The 14,744-nt window shown below is 48.7% G+C and carries 12 protein-coding genes and 1 pseudogene; 11 read left to right on the top strand and 2 right to left on the bottom strand.

Annotation, left to right across the window (positions count from 1 at the left end; translation table 11 throughout):
* Positions 1-206 (bottom strand): annotated as a pseudogene (locus tag DCW36_RS05350) (calcium/sodium antiporter); the annotation flags it as partial.
* Between the two features lie 136 nt (positions 207-342).
* A complete protein-coding gene (locus DCW36_RS05345; protein ID WP_114783990.1) occupies positions 343-717 on the bottom strand; it encodes a COG2426 family protein in 375 nt (124 codons plus the stop codon).
* A gap of 127 nt (positions 718-844) precedes the next feature.
* On the opposite strand from DCW36_RS05345, the gene DCW36_RS05340 reads away from it, so the two are divergent.
* The 11 genes from DCW36_RS05340 (at position 845) to DCW36_RS05300 (ending at position 14,723) form a co-directional block, all read left to right on the top strand.
* Positions 845-1,099, top strand: a complete 255-nt coding sequence (locus DCW36_RS05340) for a transposase (protein ID WP_114783988.1) — start codon at positions 845-847, stop codon at positions 1,097-1,099.
* A 796-nt stretch (positions 1,100-1,895) separates the two neighbouring features.
* Entirely contained in the window at positions 1,896-3,527 is a 1,632-nt protein-coding gene (locus tag DCW36_RS05335) for a sodium/sugar symporter (protein WP_114783986.1), read from the top strand.
* A gap of 100 nt (positions 3,528-3,627) precedes the next feature.
* Complete coding sequence (locus DCW36_RS05330) at positions 3,628-5,277, top strand: NADP-dependent glyceraldehyde-3-phosphate dehydrogenase (protein ID WP_114783984.1); 1,650 nt, start codon at positions 3,628-3,630, stop codon at positions 5,275-5,277.
* An 11-nt stretch (positions 5,278-5,288) separates the two neighbouring features.
* Positions 5,289-5,453: a hypothetical protein gene (locus tag DCW36_RS22485; protein ID WP_164891039.1), complete on the top strand. Its 165-nt coding sequence runs from the start codon at positions 5,289-5,291 to the stop codon at positions 5,451-5,453.
* 11 nt (positions 5,454-5,464) lie between these two features.
* On the top strand, positions 5,465-6,118 hold the full coding sequence (locus DCW36_RS05325; RefSeq protein ID WP_114783982.1) for a DedA family protein: 654 nt from the start codon (positions 5,465-5,467) through the stop codon (positions 6,116-6,118).
* Between the two features lie 34 nt (positions 6,119-6,152).
* A complete protein-coding gene (locus DCW36_RS05320; protein ID WP_114783980.1) occupies positions 6,153-8,090 on the top strand; it encodes a KUP/HAK/KT family potassium transporter in 1,938 nt (645 codons plus the stop codon).
* 20 nt (positions 8,091-8,110) lie between these two features.
* Positions 8,111-9,223, top strand: coding sequence for a lysylphosphatidylglycerol synthase transmembrane domain-containing protein (locus DCW36_RS05315; protein ID WP_114783978.1), 1,113 nt, complete (start codon positions 8,111-8,113; stop codon positions 9,221-9,223).
* A complete protein-coding gene (locus DCW36_RS22480; protein ID WP_164891038.1) occupies positions 9,220-9,393 on the top strand; it encodes a hypothetical protein in 174 nt (57 codons plus the stop codon). Before DCW36_RS05315 ends, DCW36_RS22480 begins: the two co-directional genes overlap by 4 nt.
* A gap of 596 nt (positions 9,394-9,989) precedes the next feature.
* Entirely contained in the window at positions 9,990-10,499 is a 510-nt protein-coding gene (locus DCW36_RS05310) for a hypothetical protein (RefSeq protein WP_128396949.1), read from the top strand.
* 177 nt (positions 10,500-10,676) lie between these two features.
* Entirely contained in the window at positions 10,677-11,969 is a 1,293-nt protein-coding gene (locus DCW36_RS05305; RefSeq protein ID WP_114783974.1) for a hemolysin family protein, read from the top strand.
* 51 nt (positions 11,970-12,020) lie between these two features.
* Positions 12,021-14,723: a cation-translocating P-type ATPase gene (locus tag DCW36_RS05300; protein ID WP_114783972.1), complete on the top strand. Its 2,703-nt coding sequence runs from the start codon at positions 12,021-12,023 to the stop codon at positions 14,721-14,723.
* The last annotated feature ends 21 nt before the right edge of the window (positions 14,724-14,744 follow it).

The following is a 14,744-nucleotide window of genomic DNA, read 5'->3' as shown; positions in this document are numbered from 1 at the left end:
AGCACCATCTCCGTATTGTTATTGATGGCAGCAAACACGTTAACCACCAGCTCTGGTGCTGATGTTCCAAAAGCGACAATAGTTAGGCCAATGACAATGTTAGGAATACCCATTCTTGAGGCCAGACTTGATGCGGCATCAACAAGTTTATCGGCACCTAAAATCAGGGCAACAAATCCTGCTAGTAGGATTGCAATATTTAACATCTCTCTATTTTTAATTTAATCCGACAAAGCTACAGTAAAGTAACTATAATAGTGGCTACAAGATAGGCATAAGCTGCTGGTAAGCGACTCCCTGAGTGGTAAACAAACAGAACGAGTGGGGATATGCTGTGGAAGTTTATAAGAAGTTTAGTCCCATATTGCCATAATAAGAACCGGCAGCCATTAGAATACAAGAGATGAATACTCCCAGACTGACTGCCAAAAGTGCTTTCCCTCGCTCAATCCTCAACACGTAAGCAGCAATGGTACCCATGTAAGCCCCGGTACCGGGAAGGGGAATCATCACAAAGACCATCAAGCCCCCAAATCCATATTTTTGTATATCTGCCCCCACGACTCTTTTTGCCTGCTTGGAGAGATTGATAACAGCTCTTCTATAGAGACGGTTAGGCCAGAGCCTTACGCTAAAAGTATCAATCAGCCACATAAGTATAGGAAAGATAAACAAATTAACAAGCAGGCTTACTGCAAAAGCCAAGGCAAGTGGCATGTCATTGATGATAGCGTAAGGGATACCTCTCGTGCTTCGCCAAAAGGTGAAATGCTTAGATGCTATTTTGATTTGTATTGATAAAAAAAGAGGTGTCGGTGTTTAGATAATAATAGTTAGCAGACTTATGAATTACCCAAACAGTTTAACCGACACCCAATGGCAACTAATAGAAACTATTTTAGAGGATGAAATGCTGCAACGGAAGCGTGTATGGCCTCTTCGCAGCATCTTTGATGCTATTTTCTATGTCATTAAAGGAGGTATTAAGTGGCGTATGATACCCTCTGATTTTTCTCCCTGGCAGCAGACTACTACTATTACCGTAAATGGCGAGAGAATGGTTGCTGGGGCTATTGACTTGGAAATAAATATTTTTTGAAAATTATTTGCTAATGCCGCTTCCAATCTGCTACATTTACAGACAATGTCGAATACTGAAGCCATACCAAAAAACCTGCGCTATCCCATTTTCGGGCTGGTTCTAGCACTGCTGCTTTCCCTGCAGTTGCAGGTAGGTAATGTCTTCCATGTAGCCAAGCACCACCATTCCGATACAAAAAAGGAGCTCCAACTGGAGCAGAGTATAGATGTTACTTCTGCACAAGGGGTACTGCATGAGATTAACCTCAATTTTGTTGCTGCAGTCATCCTTTTTTTACTCCTTCCTCTTTTACTTTCTACACAAAAAGTAAAATTCATTGCAGGTCACTTTTCTCTTGCAGCCAGGTACTGGGGCTGCATTGTTCCCAAAGGACCTTAATTTCACCTCCTATCTTCCTTTTTTTCTTCTGAGTCGGGGCAAAATAAGCCCATGACAGAAGCCTTTGTGCCGGATGATACGCTTCTGTATTTCCCGGGCTTTTCTAAGCGTATTTAATCCTGCAGGAATATACTGCCCAAGATTGTAGTCTTGTCCGCTGTTGCTACGGATATCTTCTAAAAAGAATCTACCATGTAGATACCTGGTACACAATAGCTCCTGCAAAAAAAATAAGCACACAGGCCCCCGCCTCCGGTAACAGCCGCCTACATTGGCCACAATGGTGCTCTTCGGTAGAGCACCAGTAGTGGCAGGACAACTTCTGCCTGCAGCTTTTTGGGCTGTAGCCGGGAGCCTTGTCATCACCTTACCCTTATGATGCATAATCCAATCGAAAATATTATTTTAAAACGAAATGAAATCCCTAGATTACGTTGTATTCCTTATATACTTCATCACGGTAGCCTCTTACGGCATCTATATTTATCGTAAAAAAAGAGAGGGCGAAGTCAGTTCGAAAGACTACTTCCTGGCCGAGGGTTCGCTTACCTGGTGGGCCATAGGCGCTTCTCTTATAGCCTCCAATATCTCTGCCGAGCAGTTTATCGGCATGTCGGGTTCCGGCTTTGCCATGGGACTTGCTATTTCCTCCTATGAATGGATGGCAGCTGTCACCTTAGTTATTGTGGCAGTCTTCTTTATCCCTATCTACCTGAAGAACAACATTTACACCATGCCCCAGTTTCTGTCGCAGCGCTACAATGCCACCGTTAGTACCATTATGGCCGTGTTCTGGTTGCTGGTGTACGTGCTCGTTAACCTTACGTCCATCCTCTACCTCGGAGCTCTGGCTATTGAAACTATCTCCGGCATCAGCTTTACCTACTGCTTGTACGGCCTTGCCATTTTCTCTATTGTGATTGCCCTGGGCGGCATGAAAGTAATCGGTTACACCGATGTGTTCCAGGTGCTGGTGCTTACCTGCGGTGGTTTGGTAACGACTTACCTGGCGGTTGAGCTGGTGGCGAAGCAGTTTGGGGGCGAAGGTATTTTCTATGGTATCAGCATGCTGCAGCAGAAAGCCATGACACACTTCCACATGATCTTGGACGAAGGGCAGCTCATGATGCCGGATGGCATGGGCGGCAAGCGGGATGCTTACATGGATCTTCCTTCCATATCGGTGCTGATTGGCGGCATGTGGATTGTGAACCTCAACTACTGGGGCTGTAACCAGTACATTACCCAGCGCGCCCTGGGCGCTGACCTGAAAACGGCCCGCAGCGGAATTTTGTTTGCGGCCTTTTTGAAGTTGCTCATGCCAATCATCGTGGTGCTGCCGGGTATTGCCGCGTATGTGCTGTTCAAAGAAGGGCTGTTCCAGCAGGAAATGGTCAACCAGGCAGGGCATATCAAGCCGGATCATGCCTACCCGGTGCTGCTCAACCTGTTGCCCAACGGACTGAAAGGGCTGGCCTTTGCAGCGCTTACGGCTGCCATTGTGGCCTCGCTGGCCGGCAAGGCTAACAGCATCTCCACCATTTTCACCCTCGATATCTACAAGAAATTCTTTAACCCGAATGCCACAGAAAAAAATCTGGTGTCGGTGGGTAAAATCACGGTAGTAGCCGCCTCGCTTATCGCCATTGTGGTAGCACCATCACTGCGCAGCCTCGACCAGGGCTTCCAGTACATCCAGGAATACACAGGCTTTATATCGCCGGGCGTCTTTGCGATTTTCCTGCTCGGCTTTTTCTGGAAACGCACTACCTCACTGGCTGCCATGGTAGCGGCGGTACTGACCATTCCCTTGTCCACTTTCCTCAAGTTTCAGTTTGCGGAGATTCCGTTCCTCAACCGGATGGGCATTGTGTTCCTGGTGCTGGTTGCCCTCATGATTATCCTGTCGCTGCTCGACCCGAAAAGCAAGTTCAACCACAAAGGACTTGCGATTGATGCCGCCATGTTCAGGCCGACCATGTCGTTTGTGCTGGGCACCATTGCTATTTGTGGCATTGTGTCAGCGCTTTACATTAGTTTCTGGTGAACAAACCATTATGCGGAAACAAGCCTTGCGCTGGAAAAGAGTCTGAGGCTTGTACCGCAGGAAATAAAGAACCCAAAACAAAGCACATCATTTTATTAACATGAATTTAACAGATTTAGATTTACAAGTAACGGAAGACCTGCTACGGGCCACGTTTGTAGAAGAAGACCAGATTCCGGAAGCCTACAGGCTGGAAGTGGAGATTCATCAGCAGGAGTACCTCTCCAACGGTGAAATGAAACAGTGGTCGGGAGCAGTTCATACTGTGTATTCGCCGGTGGCGGTAAAGACAGCAGAGGGCTACCAGCGGAAGGTGATTGGCACCTACCCTGTCTGCACCGAAACAGAAGCTATGGAGGCTTTGGAGGCTGCTGTAGCGGCCTATAGCAACGGCCGCGGCCAGTGGCCCACCATGAGCGTGCAGGACAGGATACACTGTGTGGAGCAGTTTACCCATAAAATGATCGACCAGAAAGAGCTGGTGGTGAAGCTCATCATGTGGGAAATCGGCAAATCCTATGCCGACTCGGTAAAAGAGTTTGACCGTACGGTAGAATACATTTACGCCACCATCGACGCACTGAAGGACATCGACCGCGACTCATCCCGCTTTGTAATAGAGCAGGGCATTGTGGCGCAGATCCGGCGTTCGCCGCTGGGCGTAGTGTTGTGCATGGGGCCTTTCAACTACCCGCTCAACGAAACCTTTACCACGCTTATTCCGGCGCTTATTATGGGAAACACGCTGCTGTTTAAGCCGCCCAAGCACGGTACGCTGCTGCACTACCCCCTGCTGAAAGCTTTTGGCGAGTGTTTCCCGAAAGGCGTGGTCAACACCATCTATGGTCGCGGGCATGCCATTGTGCCTGCGCTTATGCAGTCGGGCAAGGTAAATGTGCTCACGCTGATTGGTTCAAGCAAAGTAGCCGACGAACTGAAGAAGCTGCACCCGAAGGTAAACCGGCTGCGGGCCATCCTGGGGCTCGATGCCAAGAATGCGGCCATCGTGACGGAAAATGCCGATGTAAAACTGGCCGTTTCGGAAACGGTGCTGGGAGCCTTGTCTTTTAACGGACAGCGTTGCACAGCACTCAAAATCGTGTTTGTGCACCGCTCCAAAGTTACTGCCTTCCTGGAAGGACTGAGCCAGGCGGTTGGCAATCTGAAATTCGGCATGCCCTGGGAAAATGGAGTTGCCCTTACGCCCCTGCCCGAGCCGCACAAACCTGCCTACCTGAAAGAACTGATTGACGATGCCGCAGCGCATGGCGCTCGGGTGGTGAACGAGGGTGGAGGAACAGCCTTTGAGTCCTTGGTATACCCGGCCATTCTGTACCCGGTAAACGAGCACATGAAGGTGTACCGTGAAGAGCAGTTCGGGCCGGTAATCCCGGTGGTGCCGTTTGACGACCTGGAGGAGCCGATCGGGTATCTGATCGAGTCTACGCATGGGCAGCAGGTGAGCATCTTCAGCAACGATGCAGCCGAGACAGCTGCATTAATCGATCCGCTGGTGAACCAGGTGAGCCGAGTGAACATCAACTGCCAGTGCCAGCGCGGTCCGGACACCTTCCCCTTCACCGGGCGAAAGGACAGTGCGGAGGGGACCTTATCGGTTGTGGATGCCTTGCGCTCCTTCTCCATACGCTCGCTGGTTGCCACCAAGCTGAATGAAAATAACAAGCACCTGATCAACCAGATCGTGAACGACGGAAGCTCCAACTTCCTCAGTACGAAATACATTTTTTAACTGGTAAGCTAATGGAAAAGGCCATGCAATTGGGTGAAGTCGGGTGGGGTCAGTATTTCTCCCAAGGCCTTTTCCTACTACCAAGCTCCTTCTTTGCGGACAAAGCGCCTCCTAATGAGAATAGTGCATTGTTGTTTACTGAAGCAATCAAACAGGCTGAACAAAGCAATCTTTAATTTATTCCCCGATGGAACTACTACTTTACCTGCTCGACTTTATCCTGCACATTGACCTGCACCTGCTGGAGCTGCTACGGCAGTACCAAAGCTGGATATACTTCCTGCTCTTTATTATCATCTTCTGTGAAACAGGCTTGGTCATAACCCCTTTTCTGCCGGGCGATTCGCTTTTGTTTGCCCTTGGTGCTTTAGCAGCCATTCCGTCATCGGGTCTGAATCTTATGCTGCTCCTGGTCCTGCTTTGTGTTGCAGCCATCATGGGCGACTCATTTAACTACTTCTCCGGTCTTAAACTTGGGGCCAGCATGTACGAGAGGAACTACTGGTTCTTCAGGCAGGCAAACCTGCAAAAGGCAACGCAGTTTTACAACCGTTATGGGGGGCGCACCATTATCTATGCCCGCTTCATACCCATTGTGCGCACCTTTGCTCCCTTTGTGGCAGGCATGGCGAAGATGGACTACAGGCGTTTTCTTTACTTTAATGTGGCGGGGGCACTGTTGTGGGTGGTATTCTTTCTGCTAATCGGCTACCTGTTTGGCAACCTGCCGGCTGTTAAAAAGAACTTCTCGCTTTTAGTATTGGGTATAATTATTTTGTCGATGCTACCACCGGTGTTGAGTGCTGTCCGGGAGCGGCTGAGAGTTTGGAGGCAGGTGTAGTAAAGCATATTTTCCTTCTATTTTTTCTTTATAGATGAGTAGTTTATCAAAAGGCGGTGCTGTTTCCTCGGCAGGCCTTCTTATTTCGCTTGGCATTATTTACGGCGATATTGGCACGTCGCCGTTATATGTCATGAAAGCCATCCTCGGGGATGCAATCATTTCCAGGGAATTGGTTTACGGAGGCATCTCCTGTGTTTTCTGGACCCTCACGCTGCAGACGACTGTTAAGTACGTACTGCTCACGCTGCAGGCCGACAACAACGGTGAAGGCGGTATTTTTTCTCTTTATACCCTGATCAGGCGAAGAGCTGCCTGGCTGGTGGTGCCTGCCATGATTGGCGGCGCGGCCTTGCTGGCCGATGGCATTATCACGCCTCCTATTTCGGTTTCTTCCGCTATCGAGGGCTTAAGCATACTGGACCCTGCTATTCCGACTGTACCTATCGTGCTGGCCGTTATTACTTTCCTGTTCCTGATGCAGAGCTTCGGGACCGAAATCGTGGGCAAGGCATTCGGTCCGGTTATGCTGTTGTGGTTTACCATGCTTGGTTCATTGGGTGCTGTCTCGGTGGTGCACCACCCGGAGATCCTGCAGGCGCTGAATCCTTTTTACGCCTACAACCTGCTGTGGCACTACCCGAAAGGGTTCTGGTTGCTGGGCGCTGTATTTTTATGTACTACGGGGGCAGAGGCCTTGTATTCGGACCTGGGGCATTGTGGCCGGCCCAACATCCGGGTAAGCTGGGCTTTTGTAAAATTGGCGCTCCTGCTCAACTACCTGGGGCAGGGGGCCTGGCTGATGACGCAGGAGGGGAACCGGTTGCAGGAAAACCCTTTTTACAGTATCATGCCCGACTGGTTCCTGCTCAGTGGCATTACCATTGCCACGGTTGCAGCCATTATTGCCAGCCAGGCGCTGGTTACGGGATCGTATACGCTAATCAGCGAAGCTATCCGGCTCAACTTATGGCCGAAGGTGAAGCTGGTATATCCTACAGACCAGAAAGGGCAGCTGTATGTGCCCAGCATTAACTGGCTGCTGTGGCTGGGTTGTGTGGGCGTGGTGCTGTACTTTCGGGAATCGGAACACATGGAGGCTGCCTATGGTCTGGCTATTAACATGGCCATGCTGGCTACCACCATTCTGCTTTCCTACTACCTCTATATCCGGTCTAAATCAAGAGTGTTGGTTTTTGCTTTTTTAGCTGTTTACCTGGCTATAGAACTTTCCTTTCTGGTGGCAAACCTGAACAAATTTATGCACGGAGGCTGGGTCACCCTGCTCATCTGCGCGCTGCTGCTCACCATTATGTACACCTGGTTGAGTGCCTACCACATCAAGCGTACTTTAACAGAGTACGTACGCCTAAAAAGCTACCTGCCGGCCCTGCAGGAACTGAGCGCCGACGAGTCGATTCCGAAGTACGCCACCCACCTGGTTTTTATGACCAGTGCGCCGAACCCGCGGGAGATAGAATCGAAAATTATCTACTCCATTTTTCAGAAGCGGCCCAAGCGGGCAGACATCTACTGGTTTATTCATGTGGACATTACCGATGAACCGTATACCGCCGAATATAAAGTGAAGAAAATTCTGGAAGGGGATGTTATCCGCATCGACTTTAAGCTGGGGTTCCGGGTAGAGCAGCGCATTAACCTGTTCTTCCGCAAGGTGGTAGAGGAGCTGGTGGAGAAGGGAGAAGTGGACATCACGAGCCGCTACTATTCCCTAAGCAAACAGCACCTGATCGGCGACTTCCGGTTCGTGGTGCTGGAGAAGTTCCTCTCGTACGAAAATGAGCTGCCAATCGCGCAGCGCCTGATTATGCAGTGGTACTTCAGCATCAAACAGTTTACCAGCTCGGAAAGCAAGTGGTTCGGCCTGGATACAAGTGCTGTGAAAGTAGAGAAGGTGCCGCTGGTCATTAAACCGGCCAAGCTGCCGCAACTGAAGCGGGTAATGACATAAGAACAAAAAGTGCAGGAACGATGGAACTGACAAAAGAAAAACTACAGGCAAAATTTTCAGTCCGCAAAATAATCCTTTCCCTGATTCCGGGCATTGGAGTGATTGCCATTATGCTCTACCGGAACTACGAGCCTGCGCACCTGCAAACACTGCTGCAGGCAAACCTTTTCTGGCTTGGGATGGCCCTGCTGGTTTTAGGAGTGCGCGACGTGGGCTACATGTACCGCATCCGGTATGTAACCGACAAAGTGTTGAGCTGGAAGCAAAGCTTTAATGTGATTATGCTGTGGGAATTTGCTTCCTGTGCGCTTCCATCGGTAGTAGGCGGTTCCACTGTCGCTGCCTTTATCCTGTTCAAGGAAAAAATTCCTTTAGGTAAATCCATCGCACAGGTAATGTTGACGGCCATGCTCGATAACCTGTATTTTGTACTGGCTGTGCCATTGGTGCTGGTGTTTCTGGAGGGGCAGCTTCTACCGGAAAGCGGGTTGTTGAACGGGGCGGTGCGGCAAACCCTGTACATCACCTTTCTGGTGTCGTACCTGTTGATTGCGCTTTACGCCTTTGCCATGTTTTACGCCCTTTTTATCAACCCAAGCGTTGTGAAGCGGCTCTTGATACAGGTAGGGCAGGTAAAGCTGTTCCGGCGCTGGCGGTTGGCGCTGTTCAACCATGCGAATGAACTTTTGATTGCTTCCGGCCACCTTCGCTCAAAATCCTTTGCCTACTGGCTGCATGCAAGCATCTCCACCGCCTTTGTCTGGACAGCCCGCTATGCTATTATTGGTTGCTTTATAGCAGCTTTCACGCATTTGCAGTTGCAGGACCATTTCATGGTTTTTGCCAGGAACCTGATTTATAAAGTTGTGCTGCTGGTGTCTGTAACGCCGGGGGGAGCCGGCATTGCAGAATTAGCTTTTCCTGCTTTTTTCGGAGCATTCCTGGGCGGGTTCACAACGATTATCGTGTTGTTGTACCGGCTGCTTACTTTTTACCTGTATTTATTGGCAGGCGCTGTCGTTTTTCCCCGATGGGCAGCCCGTGTGTTTAAAAAACCTGCTCCGGCCACGGAACAGGAGCAACCTGTGGCAGTACAGGGCCAGTTGCTAACAGAAGCTAAGGCGATTATATGAACAGTTTTATCCGAAACCTGACGCGGCGCAAAAGTGTGAGCGCTCTGCTGGCAGATTACCAGCAGGACGGGCATGTGCCGGAAACAAACCTGGTGCGCACCCTGCGGCTGAAGGACTGGTCTCTTTCGGACTGGTTGGTTGTGGAGCATCTCTATGTTGCGCTTAGCTAAAGTTAATTTAGAAGGAGCCATCGGATTTTAATTTTTATAACATACTAGCACAAAACGATTTTTTCAGTACCACCTGATAACCTTAATATTTGACAATGGGTATCTGTTTTCAATCTACTTTGCTTACGCTTCTGGCCGTTTGCCTCACTTTTGCAGGTGTTGGTCCAGGAGGCTTTTGCAGTGCTACCCATGCTGTATCAGCGGGCAAAGGTAAAGAACAGGTTCAGGCAAGCTATTCCCGGAGCGAGCAGCTTACTTATGACTTCTTACACAGAAGCAGTGAGACTGTTGTAAGTCCGGTTGATTATCAGCCTGCTCCAAACAATAAGGGTGCCCGATTTGCCTGCTTCAGTACGCATACTTCCATTGAGAACAGTATACGAAGCAAAGCCACACAGTACCTGTTTTATGCCAGGGATATCTGCTGTAGCCTGGCAGGTCGTGACATCATTTTCCCTTTCCATTATTTCTGGTAAACCCATCTTTTTCAGGTCAGGGTGTCGTCAAGAGCACCTTATTTTTTTTAGCCATTCCGTGGACAGCTCTACGTGGTCTCTGCTATGGCTACATGTATTTAAATTTTAATGAAAATAAAGATGGATTTAGTAACAATAACAATAGGGCTCACATTACTGGCCCTATGCATCGTGCCTTTTTTATACTTACAAAGAAGGCTGCAGGCCAATAAGAAAAAGCTTATCCAGGAGTTTAATTCGTTAGCACAGCAGCGACAGTTAAATATTTCGCAGTACGATTTCTGGGAGCCGGGTTATGCCATTGGGATTGACACTGATAAAAAGAAGGTTCTTTATACACGCAAAAAAGATGGTAAAGAACAGCTTCTCGTTCTTAACCTGTCGGATTTGAAGCAGTGTAGGGTAAACAACCTGTATCGAGACTCAGAAAGCGGCAGGACAATTGACCTTGTTGAGCTATCGCTGGTGTTTGCTAATGCTAAGATTCCGGAAAAAGTATTTGAGTTTTACAATAGAGAAGTAAACCTGAACTTTAATGATGAGCTACTATTAGCTGAAAAATGGAAAAACATTATTAACTCTAATTTGGTAGCTAAAGGTACACCTGTCAATATAGCATTACAAAAGTAGTTTTCTGTTTATGATTGATTATAGAAGGTTCGGGGTGCTTCATCCCGAACCTTTTTTCTACAACATCATCTTTTTACCGTATTCATCAAAATCTAAGCTGAAATTGAATAGGCCCCCGGTTTAAGATAAATGAACCTGCTCTGTTAAGCTGTTCAATTAGACATTTGTAAAGCATCTATGGAAATCATCATTCTGATACTATTAACCCTCCTGAACGGGTTCTTTGCCCTGTCAGAGCTGTCCATCATTTCGGTCAACAAAAACAGGATATCTCAGAAAGCCAGAAACGGAAATAGTAACGCAAAAGCTGTATTGGAATTACTTGAGTCGCCCGAAAACTTCTTGTCCGCCATACAGGTTGGCATTACGCTTATTGCAATTGTTTCCGGCGCCTACGGTGGGGCAGCTCTATCTGGTGATGTAGAAGCATGGTTAGCTGGCTTTAACTTCCTTGCACCTTATGCGGATACCCTCTCGATTGTCCTTGTTGTAGGTTTGATCACCTACTTTTCCATCGTGGTGGGGGAGCTGATTCCAAAAACAGTGGCACTCGGTAATGCTGACAAGATTGCGCTTGCTGTTGCCCCCATTATAAAAGTTTTTACCAAAGCCACCATGCCCTTAGTGAAACTATTGTCAGGCTCTACCAATCTGGTGATAAAGGTACTGGGCGTAAAGGAGCCATCGGAAGAGAAGATGTCGGAAGAAGAGCTCCGGCAAATCATACGAACCGCTGGCAAACAGGGTATTCTGGCAAAAGATGAAATTCAGTTGCACCAGAATATCTTTACTTATTCGGAATTGCGGGCCAGAAACCTTAGGACACATCGCAAAGAGGTAGAATACATCGACATCAACCAGCCCATTGAAGCTGTTCAGGAAGCAATCAAGGGAAGCGCACATTCAAAGTTTCCTGTTGCAGATGGAGGCTTCGATAATATGATCGGAATTCTGACTGCAAAACGGTTTTATGAGTATCTGGCAAATAAAGAAGTGGAGCCGCTCAGGAATATTTTAGAGCAGCCTGTTTACATACCCGAAACCATGCGGGCGAATTCGGTGCTGAATATCTTCAAAAAGCAGAAGCAGTACCTTGGAATTGTGCTTGACGAATATGGCACCATTGAGGGTATAATCACGCTACATGATATACTAGAAGCCATAGTAGGCGATTTACCTGATTTAGATGAAGCAGAAGAACCGGAAATTGTGAGAAGGGATGATGGCTCTTATCTGGTAAATGGTTCAGCAGAGATATACGACATCAACAGAGAAATAAAACAGGAATTAATTCACCCGGACTTAGATAGCTATTCAACTTTGGCAGGTTTTATTACCTATACAATGGGTAGATTTCCCACGGCAGGCGATAAGTTTGTGCACAATGGTTTTGAAATGGAAATTGTGGATATGGACGGGTTTAGAATTGATAAAGTTATTTTAAAGCGTATTGACAATTTAGCTGTTTAAAGTTTTTGTGGGATTACAAATAAGTTTAAACAACATTATCAGCAAATCAGCATGAGCAACTGGCACACAAAAGCTACCGAGGACGTTTTAGCCGAATTGAAAACTACCGCTAACGGCATGACAGACGCTGAGGCTGCTGCCCGTCTGAAAGAGTACGGGTACAACAGGCTGAACGAGAAGAAACAGACAAGTCCCTTTGTAATGCTGTTGCGGCAGTTCACCGAAACCATGGTGCTGATTCTGATTGCTGCGGCAGTACTCTCTTTGTTTCTAGGCAAGACAACCGAAGCCGTGGCTATTCTGGCCATTGTGCTATTATTCGGATTCCTCGGATTTATTCAGGAGTACCGGGCGGAGCGTGCCATGGCGGCGCTCAACAGGATGGTTGTCCCGACGGTGCGGGTGCGACGAAACGGAGCCGTAAAAGAAATATCAGCATCAGAACTGGTGCCGGGAGACATCGTGGAGTTTGAGGCGGGAAATGTGTTGCCTGCAGACCTCCGGGTGCTGAAGTCATTTAACCTGAAGCTCCAGGAAGCCGCTCTTACAGGCGAATCAGAGGCAGTAGAAAAGGAGACAGCACCCATCGCTAAAGAGGATGTGCCGTTAGGGGACCGGAAAAATATGGCTTACATGGGAACAATCGTCACCTATGGGAGAGGAGTAGGCGTGACGGTTGCAACCGGTATGAAAACAGAGTTAGGGAAAATAGCTAACCTGATCGAAACAGTTGAAACAAGCAGGACGCCCCTGCAGGAGCGACTGGACAAGCTGGGTAAATTGCTGGCCTTGTTTGGAGTAGTTGCTGCGGCAGTTATTCTGGGGGTAGGCCTGCTGCTGGGGGAAAGCGTGACAGACATGTTCCTGACGGCTGTAAGTGTTGCCGTAGCAGTTGTTCCTGAAGGATTGCCTGCGGTAGTTACGATTACCCTGGCCCTGGGAGGACAAAGGATGCTCAAGCGCAATGCCCTGATCCGAAAGCTGCCGGCTGTGGAGACGCTTGGTTCCGTTACTGTTATCTGCTCGGATAAAACAGGGACCCTCACCCAGAATAAAATGACGGTAACGGTGGTGGACCTGCCGGAACAAACTATAAATTTTGAACTAGAAGCTCTTCCAGCGATAAAGGAGCAGACGGATGCCCTGGACTTTGCGCTGGCAGTCGCTGTGCTGTGTAATGATGCCTCGCTTGAGAAAGGGGCTGATACTGGGGCAGCACAGGTCATCGGCGATCCTACTGAGGCGGCCTTGCTGATTGCCGGTGCGCAAAGGGGGATTCATCAGGAGGATCTGCATGAGATCTTACCCAGAGTTAATGAAGTCCCTTTCGACAGCACCAGAAAGCGGATGTCCACCATCCATAAAGCAGCAGGGCCCTTACCTGGGTACTTCCAGGCAAACCAGGATATTTCGCTTCTTCTTTGCACTAAAGGTGCCCCGGACTCTCTTTTAACAGTTGTGGATTCTGTGTGGGTGAACGGAACGCAGGTGCCATTAGACGCCGAATGGCGGGAGAGAATTCTGGAGGCAAACAAAAGGCTGGCGGAAAACGGGACGAGGGTGCTGGGGCTTGCCTTTCGAAAGCTCAATTCGGCAAGTGATGCTACAGACCTGGAGAAGGAGCTTATCTTCCTTGGCCTGGTGGGAATGATAGATCCGCCCCGGCAGGAAGTAAAAGCAGCAGTTGAGAAGTGCAGGCAAGCCGGAATCAGACCGGTTATGATCACCGGTGACCATCCCCTGACTGCCGCAGCTATTGGCAGAGAATTACATTTTGAAGAACAGTCCGATGCCATTACCGGGGAAAGACTGCAGAAGACGGATGAGAACGAACTTATTGCACTGGCCGGGAAAACAGCTGTGTATGCCCGGGTGTCGCCGGAAGATAAGCTTCGCATAGTTGGTGCGCTGCAAACAAAAGGGGAAGTGGTGGCCATGACGGGGGATGGGGTGAATGACTCGCCGGCTTTGCGAAAGGCGAACATTGGCATTGCAATGGGCATTACAGGCACAGACGTAGCCAAGGAAGCGGCTGACATGGTGTTGCTGGACGATAATTTTGCCACCATTGTGGCAGCTGTGGAGGAGGGTAGAGTCATCTTTGACAATCTGCAACGGTTTATCAAATTCTCACTTGCCGGTAACATCGGTAAAGTGCTGGTCATGCTTGTGGCACCGTTTTTCGGAATGGTCATCGCCCTCCAGCCTTTGCAACTGTTGTGGCTAAACCTGCTCACCGATGGCTTGCTGGGTTTAGGTTTAGGGACAGAGCCTGCTGAAGAAGACACCATGCAGCGGCCACCAAGGGATCCGGAGAAAGGGGCGCTGGGAAAAAATGACTTTTTCCAGATGGGAACAGTTGGTGTAAGCATTGCTGCTGTTGCGTTAGGTCTGGCCGTCTACTACTATAATCCCTCAGACCCGCAAGATCTAACCTGGCAAACCATGATTTTTGCCACGATAGGGTTTGCACAGGTCTTTCAGGCGCTCGCTTTACGCTCCTCAGCCCACTCCGCGTTTGCTGTTACAACAAATCCCTTGATGACGGTGGTGGTAGTTTCAGCAGTTTTGCTGCAACTGGCGGTAATCTATTTGCCGTTCACAAAAAGCTTTTTCCGGCTTGTTCCCTTACCATTGGAAGACTTGCTTATCTCCATCGCTGCGGGAAGCATCACTTACCTGGTTATCAAAATTGATAGAAGAATCTTAAAAGCGCAGAAAGTAAAACGTGCCAGAACCAAAGCTAAGCCTTAAGAAAATGGTTTAAGTTTATGC

Origin of the sequence: Botryobacter ruber (genome assembly GCF_003347595.2) — a bacterium.
In the GTDB taxonomy this organism is placed as follows: domain Bacteria; phylum Bacteroidota; class Bacteroidia; order Cytophagales; family Hymenobacteraceae; genus Pontibacter; species Pontibacter ruber_A.
The sequence above is the reverse complement of the archived record's forward strand: the minus strand, read 5'-3'. Positions and strand labels throughout refer to the sequence as shown.

Excerpts from the sequence above, each read along its gene's own strand:
- DCW36_RS05340 (WP_114783988.1), top strand. The coding sequence starts at position 845 with ATGAATTACCCAAACAGTTTAACCGACACCCAATGGCAACTAATAGAA.
- DCW36_RS05325 (WP_114783982.1), top strand. The coding sequence starts at position 5,465 with ATGGAACTACTACTTTACCTGCTCGACTTTATCCTGCACATTGACCTG.
- DCW36_RS05310 (WP_128396949.1), top strand. The coding sequence starts at position 9,990 with ATGGATTTAGTAACAATAACAATAGGGCTCACATTACTGGCCCTATGC.
- DCW36_RS05315 (WP_114783978.1), top strand. The coding sequence starts at position 8,111 with ATGGAACTGACAAAAGAAAAACTACAGGCAAAATTTTCAGTCCGCAAA.
- DCW36_RS05345 (WP_114783990.1), bottom strand. The coding sequence starts at position 717 with ATGCCACTTGCCTTGGCTTTTGCAGTAAGCCTGCTTGTTAATTTGTTT.
- DCW36_RS05305 (WP_114783974.1), top strand. The coding sequence starts at position 10,677 with ATGGAAATCATCATTCTGATACTATTAACCCTCCTGAACGGGTTCTTT.
- DCW36_RS05330 (WP_114783984.1), top strand. The coding sequence starts at position 3,628 with ATGAATTTAACAGATTTAGATTTACAAGTAACGGAAGACCTGCTACGG.
- DCW36_RS05320 (WP_114783980.1), top strand. The coding sequence starts at position 6,153 with ATGAGTAGTTTATCAAAAGGCGGTGCTGTTTCCTCGGCAGGCCTTCTT.
- DCW36_RS05335 (WP_114783986.1), top strand. The coding sequence starts at position 1,896 with ATGAAATCCCTAGATTACGTTGTATTCCTTATATACTTCATCACGGTA.
- DCW36_RS05300 (WP_114783972.1), top strand. The coding sequence starts at position 12,021 with ATGAGCAACTGGCACACAAAAGCTACCGAGGACGTTTTAGCCGAATTG.
- DCW36_RS22485 (WP_164891039.1), top strand. The coding sequence starts at position 5,289 with ATGGAAAAGGCCATGCAATTGGGTGAAGTCGGGTGGGGTCAGTATTTC.
- DCW36_RS22480 (WP_164891038.1), top strand. The coding sequence starts at position 9,220 with ATGAACAGTTTTATCCGAAACCTGACGCGGCGCAAAAGTGTGAGCGCT.